The sequence below is a fragment of the Aestuariibaculum scopimerae genome (assembly GCF_059428085.1).
The window spans coordinates 1,733,790-1,753,198 of sequence record NZ_CM182089.1 but is presented as its reverse complement, the minus strand read 5'-3'; the positions used below and the strand labels follow the sequence as shown (position 1 = coordinate 1,753,198).

Genomic DNA, 19,409 nt, shown 5'->3' with positions numbered 1-19,409 from the left:
CATGGGAAAAGTAACAGGATTTAAAGAGTTTGAAAGACAAGATGAAGCATACACGCCTGTAAAAGACCGTGTAAAACATTATAAAGAATTTACAATACCTTTAAGTGAAGCCGAAATTACCAAGCAAGGTTCTCGCTGTATGGATTGTGGTATCCCATTTTGCCATAGTGGATGCCCCCTTGGTAATTTAATTCCAGATTTTAACCATATGGTGCACCAAGGCGAATGGCAAAAGGCCTCATGGATATTACACTCAACAAATAACTTTCCAGAGTTTACAGGACGTTTATGTCCTGCACCATGTGAAAAATCGTGTGTACTGGGAATTATAGAGGATCCTATTTCTATTGAGAACATTGAAAAGCAAATTGTTGAACGTGCCTTTAAAGAAGGTTGGATAAAACCCCAACCACCTAAAACAAGAACAGGCAAAACTATTGCAGTAGTAGGGTCTGGACCAGCAGGTTTGGCAGCAGCTCAGCAATTAAACAGAGCTGGACATACCGTAACGGTTTTTGAAAGAGATGATGAAATTGGTGGCCTATTGCGCTACGGCATCCCTAATTTCAAAATGGAAAAAGAGGTTATAGATCGCCGCCTTGCTATTTTAGAAGCCGAGGGTATTATCTTTAAAACCAATGTTAATGTTGGTGTTAATTATGATGTTAAAGAACTAAAAGCTTTTGATGCTGTTGTTCTTTGTGGTGGGGCTACTGAAAGAAGAAGCTTGCCCACCCCAGGTATTGATGCCGATGGTGTTGTACAAGCTATGGACTTTTTAACACAACAAACCAAAGTACTATTTGGCAAAGAAGTTAAAGATCAAGTATTGGCAACCAATAAACATGTAATTGTTATTGGTGGTGGCGATACAGGCTCAGATTGTGTTGGAACCTCTAACCGCCAAGGCGCAAAATCGGTTACAAACTTTGAGATTATGCCAAAGCCCCCTGGGCACCGCTCGCCAACAACTCCTTGGCCTTTCTGGCCATTACAGTTAAAAACATCCTCTTCTCATGAAGAAGGTGTAAAGAGAAACTGGCTAATAAACACCAAGGAATTCATAACCGATAAAAATGGTAAACTAACCGCTTTAAAAACGGTAAATGTTGAGTGGAAAATGATTCCTGGAGAACGTCCTCAACTAATAGAAATTGAAGGTACTGAAAAAACATGGCCTTGCGATTTAGCCTTATTAGCTTTAGGGTTTACAGGTCCTGAAAGTACCATAGCAGACCAATTGGGTATTGAAAAAGATGCACGCTCTAACTATAAAGCAGAATATGGCAAGTACCAAACAAACATCCCTAACATCTTTACTGCTGGCGATATGCGTAGAGGCCAGTCTTTAATTGTTTGGGCCATTTCTGAAGGCCGCGAGGCTGCCAGACAAGTTGATATCTATTTAATGGGTAAATCAGATTTGCCTTCTAAAGACATCACTGGAGACCTTGTAGCATTATAATTTAAGGTTAAACACCTAAAAAGTCCCTTTATATAATTTTTAAAGGGATTTTATTATTATTTGTTTAATTTTTGCGTGTTTAAACTAGCAAATATTTAAAACCGTTACATATTTACACCATTTTAAAAAATTTTTAACATAATAAAAACTGTTAAATATTATATTTGCTATCGTTTGATCTAAATTTTATTAGATGTATAAAAAGTCTATCGCTATCTTTTTCACAGTTTTATTCATGGGGCTCATCGCGGCACCATCTGTGATTGTTGCTTTAGATGACACCATTGATACATCCATTTTCTACTCCGTTACGGAAGAAGAAGAAAATGGTAAATCCAAAAACTTAATATCGCCGTTTTCTTTGCAAAGCAATGATGTTATTAGCGATTTAAAATTAAAAAAATACTTGGTTTTCAGCTATCAATTTAGCAATTATCCAAAACCACACCTCAACTTAATATCGCCTCCCCCCGAACAAAACATATCATAATTTCAGTTTTTTTTTGACCTATTTTAATTAGGTCTACAAAAGTTTATTATTAACTCATTTTAGCTTGTTGCAAGCTAAGATAGAAACTTATTATTGTATGTTTAAAACTATTAAAAATGACTTACCAGCTAGTATAGTCGTATTTTTTGTTGCCTTACCATTGTGTTTAGGTATTGCTCTTGCCAGTGGAGCACCGTTATTTTCAGGATTAATTGCTGGTATTGTTGGAGGTATTGTTGTTGGAGCCTTAAGTGGTTCCAAAATTGGAGTTAGTGGTCCAGCAGCCGGATTGGCCGCTATTGTACTATCTGCCATTGGTACTTTAGGTGGTTACCAAAACTTTTTGGTTGCCGTAGTATTGGGAGGTGTCATTCAAATCCTTTTTGGTTTCTTAAAAGCTGGTGTTATTGCCTATTATTTTCCTTCTTCAGTAATTAAGGGAATGCTTACCGGTATTGGAATCATTATCATCCTTAAACAAATTCCACATTTCTTTGGCTATGATGCCGATTATGAAGGTGATCTATCATTCTTTCAGCTAGATGGCGAAAACACGTTTTCACAACTATTTAAAACAATAAAACACGTGTCCTTAGGAGCCTCTTTAATTGGTGCTTTAGGGCTTGGTATTTTAATATTGTGGGATAAAGTACTGTCTAAAAAGGCAAAAATATTTCAAATTGTCCAAGGACCATTAGTAGCGGTTGTTTTGGGAATAGTTTATTACTCCATAACTGCAGGAAATGAGGGATTTGCCATTGCCCAAAAACATTTGGTAAGTGTACCAATACCCGAGGATGCTTCGTCTTTTTTAAACCAATTTAGCTTTCCAAATTTTGCAGCTATTACCAGTACCGATGTATGGATTACAGCATTTACCATTGCATTGGTTGCTAGTTTAGAAACTTTGTTATGTGTGGAAGCTACAGATAGGTTAGACCCCGATAAAAATGTAACCCCTACCAACAAAGAGTTGCTTGCTCAAGGAACAGGGAACATTATTTCTGGTTTAATAGGTGGTTTACCTATTACCCAAGTAATTGTTAGAAGTTCTGCCAACATCCAATCTGGCGGAAAGAGTAAAATGTCCACTATTATACATGGATTCCTGTTATTAATATCTGTTATTTTAATTCCACGACTGCTTAACATGATTCCATTATCCGTTTTAGCAGCTATTTTATTGGTTGTTGGTTATAAACTGGCAAAACCGGCTCTTTTCAAAAAAATGTACGATTTAGGATGGAAGCAATCCATTCCATTTACCGTTACAGTGTTGGGTATTGTTTTTACCGATCTATTAGTTGGTATTAGCCTAGGACTTATGGTTGGTGTGGTTGTTATTTTATTGAAGAGCTACCAAAACTCTCATTTCCTTCATATTGAAGATAAGAGTAATGGAAAGCATAAAATAAAAATGACACTTGCTGAAGAAGTAACTTTCTTTAACAAAGGAGCCATTTTAAAAGAGTTGGATAGTTTACCAAGAGATACTTATTTAGAACTCAACTTAATTAAAACCAGATATCTGGATAATGATATTGTTGAAATACTGGACGACTTTGCCCATAAAGCCAAAGAGCGCAACATAGATATTCAGCTCGTTTCAAAACGTGGTGTTGTTGAAAATCCATCAAGTTTTGAGGAGTTCTTTAGAACAAGACCTAAATCTAAATTAAGTTTAAGTTAAAGCGCTATGAAAGATCATAAATATAAAATATTAGTGCTTTCAGATTTAAAAGATTCTGTAAGTGCTACATTAAAGAGCACCATTAGCCTTGCTAAAATGGTTAACGGCGATATTACATTTTTCCATGTAAAAAAGCCCACTGATGTTGTTACAAAAGAAAATCAATTATCGGCTGCCCGTAATATTAGTCATGAATACACGGCAACCAATAAAAAAATACAAAGCCTTATAACATCTTTTTCTACAGAACAAGATATAAACATTGCGTATTCGTTTACTTTTGGCAATATCAAAAATGAAATTGGCAGCTATATTAAAACAGAGCAACCCGATATTATTGTTTTAGGAAAAAAGAAACTGAAACCCCTAAACTTAATAGGCGATAAGGTTACCCAATTTGTTTTAAAGCATCATCAAGGCATTGTTATGATTGCTGACGACAAAAATATTATAGATACCAACGAAGGATTGGCTTTAGGGTTTCTTAATAATGAAGGGGCAACAATCAATTTGGCATTTGCCCAAGATTTAATAAAGCATACAAAAAAACCTTTAAAGTCATTTAAAATTGCCAACAAATCTGGGACTGCAAAAAGCGAGTCCACGACTTCTAACATCGAAGCCATTGAATATGTTTTCGATCAAGGCGATAATTCTATAAAAAACCTTTCAAACTACGTCTCAAAAAATAATATTAACTTGTTGTGCGTAGATTGGGGAAAAGGCAATTCAAAAAGGCAAGGATACCCTGCAACATCCTATATTAATGATATGATACGCGAACTTAACGTTTCATTGCTATTAACAAGTAATCAAAATGCCTCATAATAACGCATTAAAATTGAATGAAAAAATTAATAAAATAAAAACAAATGAAAGCACATACTAAAGAAACACAAGCAACAATGACTCCTGAAAAGTCATTACAATTTTTAAAAGAAGGAAATCAAAGATTTCAAAACAATTTAAAAGCAAACCGTAATTTATTAGAACAGGTAAATGATACCAGCGATGGTCAATTCCCGTTTGCAACTATTTTAAGTTGTATAGATTCACGCGTATCAGCAGAATTGGTTTTCGACCAAGGTTTAGGCGATATTTTTAGTGTACGCATTGCTGGTAATTTTGTAAATGAAGACATTTTGGGCAGTATGGAATTTGCCTGTAAACTAGCTGGAACAAAATTAATTGTTGTTTTAGGTCACACAAGCTGTGGTGCCGTAAAAGGAGCCTGTGATGATGCCAAACTAGGTAATTTAACATCCATGCTAAGCAAAATTAAACCAGCCGTTAATGCGGTAACCGAACCCACCGATGCTAGTCTAAGAAATTCTAAAAACTCTGAATTTGTTGACAATGTATCACATATGAACGTGCAACTAACCATTGATAAAATTCATGCCGATAGCCCTGTGCTTTCTGAAATGGAAAAGAATGGTGAAATTATGATTATAGGTGCCATGTACGACATCAATACAGGTGCTGTAACCTTTTATGAATAAAAGCATTTATGCTTATAAACATATAATGAAAAAGAAGAAGAAAACAAGCATGGTAGCGCTTATACTTTTATTAGCACTACCATGCTTTATAAATGCACAAGACAGTAATTTTGGTAATTGGCTTATCTATATTGGAAACAAAAAAATAAACTCTAAATGGAATATCCATAACGAAATACAGTATAGAAATTACAATGCCATTGGAGATCTAGAACAACTGTTGTTAAGAACAGGATTGGGTTATACCTTTAATGAAGGAAAAAATAATGTTCTGTTGGGCTATGGTTATATTTTATCTGAAAACTATTTAAGTGATTCCGATGAAAAAACCAGTATCAATGAACATCGCATTTTCCAGCAATTTATATCCAAGCAAACCATTGGAAGTGTTAAGTTAAATCACAGGTACCGTTTTGAGCAGCGCTTTGTTGAAACAGATTTTAAAATGCGCTTTCGGTATTTTTTAGGATTAAATATTCCTTTTAACAAAACAGGCAATTATTATTTCTCGGCTTACAATGAAATATTCTTAAATACCAAAAGCGCTGTTTTTGACAGAAACAGGGCTTATGGCGGTATTGGTTTACAAATAAATAAAAACATAAAAGTAGAAGCTGGATATATGAATCAGTTTTTTGAAACCGGAGGTCGTGACCAATTTAATTTAATAACATTTGTTACTTTTTAAAATAAAAGCCTAAAAAAACCGTAACTTTTACGCACCTAAAATACTAAACTATGAAAAATTTGTTTTCAAACATTAAAGGCGATGCATTTGGTGGCATTACTGCAGGTATAGTTGCGTTACCCCTAGCACTTGCATTTGGTGTATCATCAGGACTGGGTCCAAGTGCAGGACTTTATGGCGCCATTTTTTTAAGCTTTTTTGCAGCGCTCTTTGGAGGCACAAACACTCAAATTTCTGGTCCTACCGCACCAATGACGGCGGTAAGCATGGTTGTTATTGCAGGTATTATTGCTGTAAACGATGGTGATGTTACAAAAGCACTACCCGCTATTTTAACCGTATTTTTATTAGCAGGCTTAATGCAAGTTGGCTTAGGAATATTGGGCTTGGGTAAATACATAAAATATATTCCCTACCCTGTAGTTTCTGGTTTTATGACTGCTATAGGTGTTATTATCCTTATTACGCAAATACTGCCCTCTGTTGGATATTACCCAAATGAAGATGCCGAATTTGTAAATCAATTTAGGCCCCAAGCAGAAGAATTAATACTTGAAAATATTTTAAAAGAAGAAGCAGGTGAAGGCATTTTCGTTTTAGAAAATTTTAAGGAAACCGTTAATCGTGCACAATATACCACTGAAGATGATATTTTAAAAGAATCTAAAACACTAGCAAAAAATGATGCTTCGGGCGTTCTGGGCACCTTAAAAGCACTGCCAAGGGCCTTACAAAACATCAATTGGCTAGAACTGGCACTGGCACTGGCAACCATTATTATTATATATGGGTTTAAGCGCATTACAACTAAAGTTCCAAGTACATTAGTGGCTTTGGTTATTGTATCTGGTGTGGCCATTGCTTTTGGTTTAAATTATAGGCCTATAGAAAAAATACCCAGTGGAATTCCTACACCCAACCTAGAGATTTTTACAAACTTTAGTATAGCAGGTATTACCCCTTATGTATTTACAGCTTTAACATTAGCATTATTAGGGGCCATAGATTCCTTGCTAACAAGTGTTGTGGCCGATAACATGACCAAAACAAAACACAAACCCAATAAAGAGCTTGTGGGACAAGGTATTGGAAACAGTATTGGGGCGCTCTTTGGTGGTATTCCTGGAGCCGGTGCTACCATACGCACCGTTGTTAACATAAACTCTGGTGGAAAAACAAAGCTTTCGGGAATGATTGCAGGTGTTATGTTGTTAATTATTTTATTAGGGGTTGGTCCTTTGGCATCAAAAATTCCTGCCGCTGTATTGGCGGGTATCTTAATTACTGTAGGTATAGGTGTAATGGATTATAAAGGTCTTAAAGCCATTCCTAGTTTACCAAGAGATATAAAAGTAGGGCCCGTAAAACTAAGTTCAGAGGTATTGGTAATGATAGTGGTACTATTACTATCAACTTTTTGGAATTTGGTTTATGCCGTAGGTATTGGGTTGGTTATAGCCTCCTTAATGTTTATGAAAAAGATTGGCGATTTAACGGCCGAACGCTCTGATGTTAAACCTTTAAAAGAAGAAGCCTGGAAAGATGAGCTAAATTTTCCAGACAAGCTAAAAGAAGAAGTATTCATTAAGCATATTAAAGGTCCTTTATTTTTTGGGTCTACAAGCGATTTTCAAAATTTAGCGGCACAAATACCAAAAACAGCACTAAAAGTTGTTATACGCCTAGATAGGATGCAATATATAGATCAATCGGGGTTATACGCTATGGAAGACGTGCTTCAAGACCTAAACAAAAGTAACATTACTGTTTTATTTGTCGATTTACAAAATCAGCCAAAATACATGATGGAACGTATTGATATTATTCCAGACCTTATTCCTAGAGAACACATCTTTGAAACCTTTGACGATTGTATGAGATGGCTAAAAGGAAATCACAACTAACAAAAAAATGGTTCTGTAGCAGTAAAAAATGGCATTGCACTGCTACTTTGTGAAATTATTGCGCATTTCGCATAAATTCTTCGGCTTTTTCTACCATATTTTTACTTCCGCAAATAAAAGGTACGCGTTGGTGCAGTTCGGTAGGCTGAATATCCATAATTCTTGTAAACCCATCGCTGGCCTTACCTTTTGCCTGTTCGGCCAAAAAGGCCATGGGGTTACACTCATATAACAAACGTAATTTCCCTTCGGGGTTTTTAGAACTTCTGGGGTATATGTAAATACCACCCTTAATCATATTTCTATGAAAATCGGACACCAAAGACCCTATGTACCTTGAAGTATAAGGCCTATCGCCTTCTTCCTGTTGGCAATATTTTATATAATTTTTTACACCCTGTGGAAAGTGGATATAATTCCCTTCATTAACAGAGTAAATGTGGCCATCCTCTGGAAACTCCATGTTTGGGTGCGATAAATAAAACGATCCAATAGCAGGATTTAATGTAAACCCATTTACACCGGCCCCGGTTGTATAAACCAACATGGTAGACGTACCATAAACAATATAGCCTGCGGCAACTTGTTGGCTCCCTTTTTGTAAAAAGTCGTCCAGCGTTACTGGAGTTCCTACTGGAGTGACACGCCTGTAAATGGAAAAAATAGTTCCCACCGAAACATTAACGTCTATATTAGATGAGCCGTCTAACGGATCAATCAACACCACATATTTATTCTGGTGGTTTTCGTCTTGGCTATTAATAGTAATAAAATCGTCTTCCTCTTCACTGGCAATTCCACAAACTATGTTTCTTTTAGTAAGCGTTTGTATAAATTTTTCATTAGCATAAACATCCAGTTTTTGTTGGTCTTCCCCTTGAATATTTACATCACCAACAGCACCTATAATATCGACCAACCCTGCTTTGTTAACTTCGTGATTTACTATTTTGGCAGCTAACCTAAGGGAATTCAAAAGGCTGGATAATTCTCCTGAAGAATATCTAAATGCTGTTTGGTTTTCAATTATAAATTCTCCTAAAGTTTGTTTTTTATGCGCCATGAAGTTAATTTTTTGTTAATACAAATATCAACTATTTTTTAACAAACTACAACGTTTTAGAATAAGATTAACCCATTAAATAAACAACTTTAAGTTATATTTGAAATAATTTTAGAATAACACCATGAGTTATATAATACGAAAAGCTGTAAAAGAAGACATGCCACAAGTGCTGTTGCTAATAACCCAATTGGCACAGTTTGAAAAAGAACCGGATGCCGTTGAAATTACCCTGCAAGATCTGGAAAATGATGGTTTTGGTGAGCACCCAGCATTTTTTTGTTTTGTTGCTGAAATAAATTCTAAAATAGAGGGTATTGCCCTGTGCTATATGCGTTATTCAACTTGGAAAGGAAAGGTGATCCATTTAGAAGATTTAATAGTAAATGAAACTATGCGGAGTCGTGGCTTGGGGTCGGCTCTTTTAGATGAAGTTATTAAATACGGCCACAGCTTAGGTGTAAAACGTATTAACTGGGAAGTATTAGATTGGAACGAGCCAGCCATTACTTTTTACAGACAAAAAGGAGCTAACATTATGGACGAATGGCGTGTGGTACATTTAAACGAACAGGGTATAAAAGATTATATAGCAAACTTATAATATGCAAATATTTAAATTTGGTGGGGCATCGGTTAAAGATGCCAATGGTGTGAAAAACTTGGTAAATGTATTGCAACAGGTAGGCTATAAAAACACCCTCATTGTTGTTTCTGCTATGGGCAAAACAACCAATGCTATTGAGGTTGTTGTTAAAAATTATTTTGAAAACAAAGCCGAATTACAGAGTTCTCTACAAGATGTTATTAAATACCACAATGATATTTTGTTTGACTTATTTGAAAATGAATCCAACCCTGTTTTTAAAAAAGTTAAAGCGCTTTTTGATGAACTAAACGGTTTTTTAAAAACCAATAAATCTCCAGATTACAATTTTGTTTATGATCAAGTGATTGGATATGGCGAGCTGGTTTCAACAGTCATAATAAGCAACTATTTAAATGCTGTACAAATAAAAAATAGTTGGATAGATGCTAGAGACCATATTAAAACCGATAATTATTACCGGCGTGCCAATGTAGATTGGAACAAAACACAACAAGCTATTTCATCTAGCTTTAACACATCAATCTTAAATATTACCCAGGGGTTTTTAGGAAGTGATTCCAACAATTTTACAACCACACTGGGCAGAGAAGGAAGTGATTATACTGCAGCCATCTACGCTTATTGTTTAAATGCACAAAGTGTTACTATTTGGAAAGATGTACCAGGTGTTTTAAACGCAGATCCCCGTTATTTTAACCACACACAATTACTAAATAAAATAAGTTACCGCGAAGCTATTGAGCTGGCTTTCTACGGGGCATCTGTTATTCACCCCAAAACCCTGCAACCTTTACAAAGAAAAGAAATACCCCTATACGTTAAATCTTTTTTAAACCCAAAAGCTCCGGGAACAAGAATAGGCAAAAATGTAACGCTAGAACCTATGGTACCTTGTTTTATTGTAAAGAAAGAACAGGTTTTAATTTCATTGTCGTCATTGGATTTTTCATATATCGTTGAAGAGAATATTAGCACCATTTTCAATTTACTGCATTTACATAAAATGAAAGTTGATGTTATTCAAAACTCAGCAATCAGCTTTTCCGTTTGTGTTGATAATATTTATAATAATCTAGACCAATTGTTACACCAATTAAAAGCAAAATTTAAAGTAACTTGTTACAAAAATGTATCACTTTACACGATTAGACATTACAATCAACAGGCCATTGACCAAATTGAGCAGGGTAAAACCGTGTTACTAAAACAATTAACCCAGGAAACCGTTCAAATAGTAAGTAAATAAACAATTTAGTACATTTACACTCATGACCAAGCAACAAAATATAGGGCTCGTAAGTGCCAAGGAAGTAGCCAAAGTAATCAATGTAGACAGTTATGGGTTTATTGGCACATTTATAGGTTGGTTGCTCATGAAAGTTTTAAAAATATCTACGCTTAACAAAATATACAAACGCCATAAACACCTTAACGATCTTCCTTTTTTAGACGCTATTCTAGATGACTTTCAAATTAAGTTTGAAATACCAGAGGAAGATTTAAAGCGCCTGCCCAAGGATGGTGCCTACATTACCGTATCCAACCATCCACTGGGAGGTATTGATGGTATCTTGCTTTTAAAACTTATGTTAGAGCAGCGTCAGGATTTCAAAATCATAGCCAATTTTTTATTGCACAGAATAGAGCCTTTAAAACCCTACATTATGCCCGTAAATCCTTTTGAGGATAGAAAAGATGCCAAGTCTAGCATTTCTGGGTTTAAAAACTCTATTCTTCATTTAAAGGAAGGGCATCCATTGGGTATTTTTCCTGCTGGTGAAGTATCTACTTACCGTGATGGTAAGCTGGTTGTAGATAGGCCTTGGGAAGAAGCCGCCATAAAACTTGTTAAAAAAGCCGAGGTTCCTGTTGTGCCCATTTATTTTCATGCTAAAAACAGTAAACTTTTTTATAAATTATCTAAAATTAGCGACACTTTAAGAACTGCCAAGCTTCCCTCTGAACTATTGACACAAAAGCGGCGAACTATTAAAGTTCGTATTGGGAAACCCATTTCGGTAGCCGACCAAAAAGAATTCACAATACTTGAAGATTTTTCAGATTTCTTAAGGCGAAAGACCTATATGCTTTCCAATGCTTTTGAAGAAAAGTCTAAAATATTGGACAACCTATCATCTACTTTAAAAACCCCTAGAGCACCAAAAAATATAGTTACACCAGTTGATACAATGCTAATGGCTGAAGAAGTTGAAGCCCTTAGACAAAATGATTCCAGGCTCCTTGTTAGCAAAAATTATGAAGTGTTTTTAGCTGAAGCGTCAAAAATCCCCAGTATTCTTAGAGAAATAGGTCGACTTCGGGAAATTACCTTTAGAGAAGTAGGCGAAGGTACTAACGAGGCCATCGATTTAGATGTGTTCGATAATTATTACCACCACATGTTTCTTTGGGACAACAATAGCCAACTTATTGTCGGTGCGTACAGAATGGGCCTTGGATCTCGAATTTTTGAACGCTATGGCATTAATGGGTTCTATCTACAAGATTTATTTAGATTTGAACCAGAACTCTATAAAATGATGAGCCAGTCTATTGAGATGGGTCGCGCTTTTATTATTAAAGAATACCAACAAAAACCCATGCCTTTATTTTTACTTTGGAAAGGTATTGTACATACTACCTTGCGTTTTCCAGAGCATAAGTTTTTAATAGGTGGTGTAAGCATTAGCAATCAGTTTTCAAACTTCTCAAAATCATTGATGATTGAGTTTATGAAATCACATTATTACGACCCCTATATTGCACAATATGTACGCCCTAAAAAAGAATTTAAGGTAAAACTAAAAGACGCTGATAAGGATTTTGTTTTTGATGAAACCGAGGCCGATTTAAATAAGTTTGATAAAATTATTGATGAAATAGAACCTGGAGCATTGCGTTTACCCGTACTGCTTAAAAAGTATATAAAGCAAAACGCCAAACTAGTGGCCTTTAATGTAGACCCCCTATTTAACAATTCTGTAGATGGTTTGATGTATATTAAAATTGCTGATCTTCCCGAAAGTACTGTAAAACCCGTTATGGAAGAATTTCAAGCAGAATTGGAACGCAAGTTTATGAGTAACAATGGTGATTAAACCAATTGGTGTTTTTATTAATCTATAATTTTATATTAGACCCTTCAGATTTTAAGTCCTAAAGGGCCTATATATACATTAAACACAACAATTTCCATCAGGTGAGCAGCAAGGCTCTTCAGCAGTAACAGGTTCTAAAACGTCCTGAACACCACAAGTTTCTTTGGCCTTACAATCTGTTTTTTGAACAGCTAATTTAAATATTAAATTATTGTTATGTATCTCAAAATCGTTAACAAACAATTGTGCCGTGTGGAAGGTCGCATTACTGTATTCAAACTTAACTTCAGCATCCAGCACATATGGTTTCATCTTACCCACTTTTTTTAATATTGATAGGGCTTTGTAAACCGACATATATTCTGTTTTCCCTAATTCTTTAGGGCTTTCCCAAAGTTGAATTATGGTTTCGTTCCAAGCATCGGTTTGAGATCCACAATCTACAGAGTCAATAGCCATATGCTTTACTTCTGTAATATGATAATTGGCTCCAACCAATAGGTTAGGAGCATACTCAAACAATAGGGCTTTATCTTTGTTTTGTTCTAAAACGGATAGGAGGTCTTGTGTTTTCATAATCTATTGTTTTTATGGTTTTATGGGCTAGCAACAGTTTGATGTTGTATTGTTAAAAAAGGAGTTGAGCAAATCTTGAAATTCATTAAGCCGCTCGACGTTTAAACAATAACAAATGCTTTTACCTTTAATGTCACCTGTTAAAAGGCCCGCATCATTAATAACTTTCAAATGTTGGGATATAGTAGCCTGTGCCAAGCCAATTTCATCAACAATGTCGTTACATATACAGGCATTTTGCTTGCTTATATATTGTAAAATGGCTACACGTGCTGGGTGTGCAAATACTTTAGCCATGGTAGCAATATCAGTAATGCTTTTGTTGTAAATATCAGTTTTTGTTGCGCCCATTTTATATTGATTTAAGGCAAATATACAATAAAATCGTAATATTGCAATATTACGATGATAAATATTTAAAAAAAAGCTAGAAATAAATTCTAGCTTTAGCTTTTTAAAACCAAGGTTTCTTTCCTACTTGATAGGTGTTATAAAAGTCTTCATCAGATTTTGTTAAATAAACAATGCCTTCTATAAAACCAATAATACTTGCAATACCACAGGTTACAATAGTAGCAATTAACAGAATAATACCTTCTTTATTATATCCAAGAATGAACTTATGGATTCCCAATCCACCAAAAAGAATACCCATAACTCCTGCTAAAACCTTTTTATTGCCTTCGGTACTTGCATTAAAGGTTTCTTTAGCACTTTCTGAAAATTCTTTGGCCGTTTCTTTTGCTTCATTTGCAAAATCATTGGCTTTATCTTTAAGGTCGTCGTTTAAGTTTTTTTCGTCTGACATATTTTGAGTTTTTTGATTAGCGGTTTAAAGATAATAAAAAAATAAATTGATTTAGGGCGTCTAATCTATCTAAATAACATAATAATACCCCCTATAGCAGTGACAATTAATATAAACCGCCTATAGTTTACATTAGAAACAAGTTTAACAATATAGGCACCAAGGAAAAACCCTAGAATAACAGCTGGTAATAATACCGAATTTAAGGCTAAGGTTTCTATACTAACTGTTTTCCATACTAGAAAATGAAAGGGTAGCTTAAAAACATTGATAATGAAAAACAGCCAGGCTGCAGTTCCAATAAATTCGTTTTTAGGCAAACGTGTGGCCAGAAAATAAATATTAGCTATAGGGCCTGCTAAATTACCTATCATGGTAGAAAACCCTGCCAAAAACCCCATAGTAGAGGCAAATAATGGGTTTTTAGGTACGGTTGTAGACTTTCTACTTTCTGTATAAAACATAATTAAAACAGACACTATAATGATAACAGCCATGATGCGTTTAAACAATACCTCAGAAATATCATTGCCCACCCAAACACCTACCAGAACTCCTATAACCATAGCGGGCATTAGCTTTTTTATATAACTCCATTGCGCATGTTTATTGTAGTAAATAACCGCAAAAATATCGGCACTTATAAGCATAGGAAGTAGAATACCCGTGGAGGCTTTTTCACCAAAAACAAAGGCCAGTATAAGTACAATGATAATCCCTATACCTTTTATGCCCGATTTGGATAAGCCCAATAAAAAAACAGCAAATCCAATGGCCAACCACTGTAATGCTGTTAAATGATAGGATTGTAATATCTCTAAATACGTCAACGAGAACTATTGTTTGGCAGATTGGTAACGAAGTTACAAAAAAGCACTGTCAATAGGTTCCCAAAGTTCTATTTTATTGCCATCATTGTCTAAAATCCAACCAAACTTACCATACTCGTATGTTTCCATATCGCCCACAACGGTAACACCTTCTTGTTTTAAGGTCTTTAATAGCAACTCTAAATTCTCAACGCGGTAATTAAACATAAAGTCTTTTTTAGAGGGCTCATAATATTTGGTGTTTTCTGCAAACGGACTCCACTGTGTTGAACAGTCGTTGCCACTTTTGTCTTTCCACCAAAAGGTGCAACCATAATTATCTGTATTAAACCCCAAATGTTTTTTGTACCACGCCTTGGTTTGTTCTGGGTCTTTTGTTTTAAAAAACAACCCCCCAATGCCAGTAACTCTTTTTTCCATCTTTTTATTTTTTAATATTAGATTCGTATAGCTGTATCCATTCCTTTACTGTTATTTTAGTACACAGCGCTCCAATTAAATTATAAGGAATATCTTCTATGCTTTTAAATCGCACGCAACTTTTTCCTATATCCATTTTACGGTTGCTATGTTTTGCAAACTCTTTAACAAACCAATCATATAACTCCTTTTTTGCATAAATGCCGCTATGGTATAAGTTTATCGAGTTTTTTTGGGAAGCAAAACTCATAAAAGGTAATGGGTCTTTAGGGTTACAATGGTAACCTTTAGGATATATGGAATGTGGCACATAATAACCTATCATACCATACATGATACCTTCTTTAAATCCTTTTGGTAAATGTTTATTTACAACTTCACGGAGTTTTTCTAAAGGTTTTTGGCGTTCTTTTGGAACTTGATTAATATAGTCTTCTGGCGTATCTGCTTTATATTGCATGTTTTGAAGATTTCCGTTGAAGGATCAATCCTGAAATTAAGGTCACCATAAACCCAATAATAATCACTAGGGCTACCATAAACATGGCTCCCATTATACTGGTCATTTCTATTACTTCATCTTCCCTACCTGTATCAATTAGCATTTGGGTATAATCTTCAAAAAACGTAGTATTAATGTAAGCGGTATATATATAATCTGCTACTCCAACACCCAATGCTACTATTATTGAGATTAGAACACCTATTTGAATGGCTTTTCCAAATGAAACAACACCTTTATTAATGTGATCGCGATAGTGCTTAATTCCAAAAAATATAAATGAAAGTGCTATAAAAATAGATATATAGCCCAATACTTCTAAAGTACCAAAGTCTAAATTATCACCCAAAACCAAATGCACTATAAAAATGATAAAACCAACAACGGCGCCATAAAGGCCATATTTAATTATTGTGTGTTTCATGATTATATAATTTTATACGTGTTGGTCTATTAAAATGGTGTTCCCATCGGGGTCGTAAAATACAATACTTGCTGGCCCAGTAGTCTTTTCATCACTCTCGCGTTCTAATTTGATGTTTTCACTTTTTAAATGTTTTTGTATATCTCTAACATCATCAAAAACATCTAATTTGTTTGCACTTTCATCCCAACCAGGGTTAAAGGTTAGTATATTTTGTTCAAACATGCCTTGAAACAAACCAATTAGTGCATTACCGTTTTTCATAATAAGATAATGCCTGTCTATATCTCCCGCAAAAACATTAAACCCCAATTTTTCATAAAAAGCCTTGGATTTATGAATATCCTTTACACTTAAACTCATAGAAAACGCACCTAATTTCATCTGTTTATTTTTTTTATTGTTTTTTAATTGTCAGACCTGCCTTGCCGGCAGGCAGGTGGAACACCCTGAATAATCATCCTCGTGTGTGTGAATGTAATTCTCATGGGTGCTTCATATGTTTATTTTTTATTTTAACACAAAGCTAAAGTTAGTATGGAAATGATTGTTCATACTAAAGTACCAAATTCATCATGCTTTAGCCTAAAAATAATAATTTTAAATGATTTGAAGATCCTTAGCTATCTGTATTGCTTGTGTTCGGCGTTTTGCATTAAGTTTTAAAAACAAATTCGAAACATGGGTTTTAATGGTACTCTCAGAAAGATATAGTTTGCTTGCAATTTCTTTATTGGAAAGACCTTCTGAGATTCCCTGAAGCACTTCATATTCTCTCGCAGTAATATCTAAATCCTTTATTTTTTTGTGGTCTATTTCTGTTGCAGTAGTTCTAGGTTTTTTTGAGCTTTTTTTGTTTAAATAAACCCCAATAAAAAAGAAGGCAACAGCTATTATTGAAACCATAATCTCAATATTTAAATTCCCTGAAATAACAGCATATTTACTAAACTGAAATAATAGAAGCATTGCCAAAATAAGAAGTGCAAAAACAAGAACAGTCTTCTTCATCTTATAAAATTAGCAAAATTTCGCTTTAATTTTATCTACTATGGTTTGTGCCAATTGTTCTTTGCTTTCAACTGTCCACCCAGCAACATGGGGTGTAAGCAATACATTTTCTGCCTGAATTAAATATTGAAATGCTTCGGGTAATTCTGAGGCAAACAAGTTTTCAAATGATGCCTTTTCATACTCCAACACATCCAATCCGGCACCTAACACTTTACCCAATTTTAATGCTGTAACCAAGTCTTTGGTAACAACACTTTTTCCACGTGCTGTATTGATAAACCAAAACGGTTTTTTAAACCCTTTAATGAATTCAGAATCAATCATCCCTAAGGTTAAGGGGGTTTGTGGTGTATGCAGACTCACCACATCTACATGCTCTTTAAAGTGTTGCAATGTTACTTGTTTGGCAAGTTGATCACCAACATTCGCTTTAATATCATAACATAGTACCTCAACATTAAACCCCTGTAGTTTCTTTGCAAAGGCTTTCCCCATATTACCATAACCTATAATCCCTACGGTTTTTCCGTCTAGCTCTACGCCTCTATTGGCTTCACGTAACCATTTACCTTGTCTTACCTCAGCATCAGCCTTATTAAATTTATTGAACAAAGCCAATAACATGCCCAAGGCATGTTCGCCTACGGCATTACGGTTTCCTTCGGGCGCAGCAATTAGTACAATATTTTTGGCTATTGCATAATCGCAATCTATATTTTCTAAGCCAGCTCCTACACGACCTATAAACTTTAAGTTTTTTGCTGCATTTAAAAAAGGTTTGTCAATGCTAAATCGGCTTCTTAATATAATGCCATCGTATTTTGAAATTTTGGACACGATCGCTTCTTTAGGGGACGTATAATCTTCATCATTGGTAAACCCTAAATTGTTAAGTTGCTCAATTAATAATTTATGATTGGTGTCTAAGTGAAGAATTTTCATTAAAATCCAAGAATCAATTTAGCAATAAGGAAATAGATAAAAATACCAAAAACATCATTGCTTGTGGTTATAAATGGCCCTGTTGCAACAGCAGCATCAATACCTCTTTTGTCTAGAAATATTGGAATAAAGGTTCCTATAAGGGCCGCCATAATAATCACAGATATTAATGCTATACAAATGGTTAACGATTCGTAATAGGTAGTATGAAATGCAAAATGACTGATAAGTAATACCACCGAAGCAATAGCAAGTCCATTAACCAATCCCAATAAGAATTCCTTGAACAGGCGACTTAATATTCTACCATCTATGGTATCGTTAGCAATACCCTGAACAATGATTGCGGAGGATTGTACCCCAACATTCCCTGCTGTGGCTTGTATTAAGGGAATAAATATTAGTAAGGTGGGAAATTTATCCATTGCATCGCTAAACCCATTAATAATACTGGCCGCACCAATACCTCCAAACATACCAATTAGCAGCCAAGGCAACCTTGCTTTTGTTAATTTCCATATACTGTCATCGGCTTCAACATCTTGCGAGATACCTGCTGCTAATTGATAATCTCTTTCGGCTTCTTCTTTCATGACATCTACAATGTCATCAATCGTAATTCTGCCTAACAAAATGTGGTTGTCGTCTATAACTGGTATGGCCTCTAGGTCATATTTCTGCATTACACGGGCTACATCTTCGGCTTCATCGTGTACATTAACATAATCAACATTGGATATATAGATATCTGCTATCTTCTGTTCACTCTTGGCTACAATAAGATCTTTTAATGATAGGCGTCCTACAAGTTTATCTTGCTTATCTACCACATAGATAGAGTGTACTCTTGTAACTTCTTTAGCCTGTCCACGAATACGTCGCATACAACCGGCAACTGTCCATGTATCATAAACCTTAACTAACTCTTTGGCCATAAGTCCCCCCGCCGAATACTCATCATACGCCAAAAGTTCTTTAATTTCTGCCTTATGTTCTTCATCTTCAATTTGCGAAATTACCTCTTGTTGGCGGTCTTCTGGTAGTTCAGAAATAATATCGGCAGCGTCATCAGTATCCAACTCTCCAATCTCATCAGCAATTTCCTTAGTGGAAAGGTTTTTTAAGACTTTTTCTCGATTGTCTTCATCGAGTTCCATTAAAATATCTGCTGTTGTCTCAGAATCCAGGAGCTTGATAACATAGATGGCATTCTCTAGATTTAATTCATCTAGAATCTCAGCTATATCGGCATAGTGAAAGTCTTTTAAAAGCTTTTGCAGTGCTTTATCATCATGCAATTCAATAAGACTTTCTACCTGATTTACTAACTCATCGGTTAATTCAAACTGTATGTTTTCTTTTTCTTCAGACACATTGTAAATT

22 protein-coding genes are annotated in these 19,409 nt (G+C 35.0%); 10 read left to right on the top strand and 12 right to left on the bottom strand.

The genetic code is table 11. The features are described 5' to 3' along the window. The first annotated feature begins 1 nt into the window (after position 1). The 7 genes from AC5SR4_RS07635 (at position 2) to AC5SR4_RS07605 (ending at position 7,739) form a co-directional block, all read left to right on the top strand. On the top strand, positions 2-1,465 hold the full coding sequence (locus AC5SR4_RS07635) for a glutamate synthase subunit beta (RefSeq protein WP_495358945.1): 1,464 nt from the start codon (positions 2-4) through the stop codon (positions 1,463-1,465). 193 nt (positions 1,466-1,658) lie between these two features. Further along, positions 1,659-1,955, top strand: coding sequence for a hypothetical protein (locus AC5SR4_RS07630; RefSeq protein ID WP_495358944.1), 297 nt, complete (start codon positions 1,659-1,661; stop codon positions 1,953-1,955). 97 nt (positions 1,956-2,052) lie between these two features. Beyond that, entirely contained in the window at positions 2,053-3,645 is a 1,593-nt protein-coding gene (locus AC5SR4_RS07625) for a SulP family inorganic anion transporter (protein ID WP_495358943.1), read from the top strand. 6 nt (positions 3,646-3,651) lie between these two features. Then, complete coding sequence (locus AC5SR4_RS07620) at positions 3,652-4,473, top strand: universal stress protein (RefSeq protein WP_495358942.1); 822 nt, start codon at positions 3,652-3,654, stop codon at positions 4,471-4,473. A 44-nt stretch (positions 4,474-4,517) separates the two neighbouring features. Then, positions 4,518-5,147 carry a carbonic anhydrase family protein gene (locus AC5SR4_RS07615; protein ID WP_495358941.1) on the top strand — a complete coding sequence of 210 codons (630 nt, stop codon included), beginning with the start codon at positions 4,518-4,520 and terminating at the stop codon, positions 5,145-5,147. Between the two features lie 25 nt (positions 5,148-5,172). Further along, positions 5,173-5,835, top strand: coding sequence for a DUF2490 domain-containing protein (locus tag AC5SR4_RS07610; RefSeq protein ID WP_495358940.1), 663 nt, complete (start codon positions 5,173-5,175; stop codon positions 5,833-5,835). Positions 5,836-5,885: 50 nt separating this feature from the next. Beyond that, positions 5,886-7,739 (top strand): SulP family inorganic anion transporter, encoded by a 1,854-nt coding sequence (locus AC5SR4_RS07605; RefSeq protein WP_495358939.1) that lies wholly within the window; start codon positions 5,886-5,888, stop codon positions 7,737-7,739. Positions 7,740-7,794: 55 nt separating this feature from the next. On the opposite strand, the gene fbp is transcribed toward AC5SR4_RS07605, so the two are convergent. Beyond that, positions 7,795-8,802 carry a class 1 fructose-bisphosphatase gene (gene fbp / locus AC5SR4_RS07600; RefSeq protein ID WP_495358938.1) on the bottom strand — a complete coding sequence of 336 codons (1,008 nt, stop codon included), beginning with the start codon at positions 8,800-8,802 and terminating at the stop codon, positions 7,795-7,797. Between the two features lie 124 nt (positions 8,803-8,926). Between fbp and AC5SR4_RS07595 the strand changes: the two genes are divergently transcribed. From AC5SR4_RS07595 to AC5SR4_RS07585, 3 genes are read left to right on the top strand one after another with little or no spacing between them, the layout of a single operon-like run. Continuing rightward, complete coding sequence (locus tag AC5SR4_RS07595) at positions 8,927-9,406, top strand: GNAT family N-acetyltransferase (protein ID WP_495358937.1); 480 nt, start codon at positions 8,927-8,929, stop codon at positions 9,404-9,406. A gap of 1 nt (position 9,407) precedes the next feature. Continuing rightward, entirely contained in the window at positions 9,408-10,658 is a 1,251-nt protein-coding gene (locus tag AC5SR4_RS07590; protein WP_495358936.1) for an aspartate kinase, read from the top strand. A gap of 22 nt (positions 10,659-10,680) precedes the next feature. Further along, positions 10,681-12,510 carry a GNAT family N-acyltransferase gene (locus tag AC5SR4_RS07585; protein WP_495358935.1) on the top strand — a complete coding sequence of 610 codons (1,830 nt, stop codon included), beginning with the start codon at positions 10,681-10,683 and terminating at the stop codon, positions 12,508-12,510. Positions 12,511-12,588: 78 nt separating this feature from the next. Here the strand turns inward: AC5SR4_RS07585 and AC5SR4_RS07580 are convergent, their stop codons facing one another. The 11 genes from AC5SR4_RS07580 to mgtE all read right to left on the bottom strand — a co-directional run bounded on the left by AC5SR4_RS07580 (position 12,589) and on the right by mgtE (position 19,399). Next, complete coding sequence (locus AC5SR4_RS07580) at positions 12,589-13,086, bottom strand: DUF6428 family protein (RefSeq protein ID WP_495358934.1); 498 nt, start codon at positions 13,084-13,086, stop codon at positions 12,589-12,591. Between the two features lie 27 nt (positions 13,087-13,113). Next, on the bottom strand, positions 13,114-13,437 hold the full coding sequence (locus tag AC5SR4_RS07575; protein WP_495358933.1) for an ArsR/SmtB family transcription factor: 324 nt from the start codon (positions 13,435-13,437) through the stop codon (positions 13,114-13,116). Positions 13,438-13,540: 103 nt separating this feature from the next. Continuing rightward, complete coding sequence (locus tag AC5SR4_RS07570) at positions 13,541-13,894, bottom strand: TM2 domain-containing protein (RefSeq protein ID WP_495358932.1); 354 nt, start codon at positions 13,892-13,894, stop codon at positions 13,541-13,543. Between the two features lie 65 nt (positions 13,895-13,959). Next, a complete protein-coding gene (locus AC5SR4_RS07565) occupies positions 13,960-14,724 on the bottom strand; it encodes a sulfite exporter TauE/SafE family protein (protein WP_495358931.1) in 765 nt (254 codons plus the stop codon). A gap of 33 nt (positions 14,725-14,757) precedes the next feature. After that, positions 14,758-15,144, bottom strand: coding sequence for a VOC family protein (locus AC5SR4_RS07560; protein WP_495358930.1), 387 nt, complete (start codon positions 15,142-15,144; stop codon positions 14,758-14,760). A 4-nt stretch (positions 15,145-15,148) separates the two neighbouring features. Continuing rightward, positions 15,149-15,604, bottom strand: coding sequence for a DUF1801 domain-containing protein (locus tag AC5SR4_RS07555; RefSeq protein ID WP_495358929.1), 456 nt, complete (start codon positions 15,602-15,604; stop codon positions 15,149-15,151). Then, positions 15,594-16,070, bottom strand: coding sequence for a DUF4199 domain-containing protein (locus AC5SR4_RS07550; protein WP_495358928.1), 477 nt, complete (start codon positions 16,068-16,070; stop codon positions 15,594-15,596). Before AC5SR4_RS07550 ends, AC5SR4_RS07555 begins: the two co-directional genes overlap by 11 nt. Positions 16,071-16,082: 12 nt before the next feature. Then, positions 16,083-16,454 (bottom strand): VOC family protein, encoded by a 372-nt coding sequence (locus tag AC5SR4_RS07545; protein ID WP_495358927.1) that lies wholly within the window; start codon positions 16,452-16,454, stop codon positions 16,083-16,085. Positions 16,455-16,670: 216 nt separating this feature from the next. Further along, the gene (locus tag AC5SR4_RS07540) at positions 16,671-17,081 is read right to left on the bottom strand and encodes a response regulator transcription factor (protein WP_495358926.1); all 411 of its coding nucleotides are present in this window, start codon (positions 17,079-17,081) and stop codon (positions 16,671-16,673) included. Positions 17,082-17,090: 9 nt separating this feature from the next. Next, positions 17,091-18,026 carry a 2-hydroxyacid dehydrogenase gene (locus AC5SR4_RS07535; protein ID WP_495358925.1) on the bottom strand — a complete coding sequence of 312 codons (936 nt, stop codon included), beginning with the start codon at positions 18,024-18,026 and terminating at the stop codon, positions 17,091-17,093. Beyond that, the gene (gene mgtE / locus AC5SR4_RS07530) at positions 18,026-19,399 is read right to left on the bottom strand and encodes a magnesium transporter (RefSeq protein ID WP_495358924.1); all 1,374 of its coding nucleotides are present in this window, start codon (positions 19,397-19,399) and stop codon (positions 18,026-18,028) included. Before mgtE ends, AC5SR4_RS07535 begins: the two co-directional genes overlap by 1 nt. Positions 19,400-19,409 lie beyond the last annotated feature (10 nt).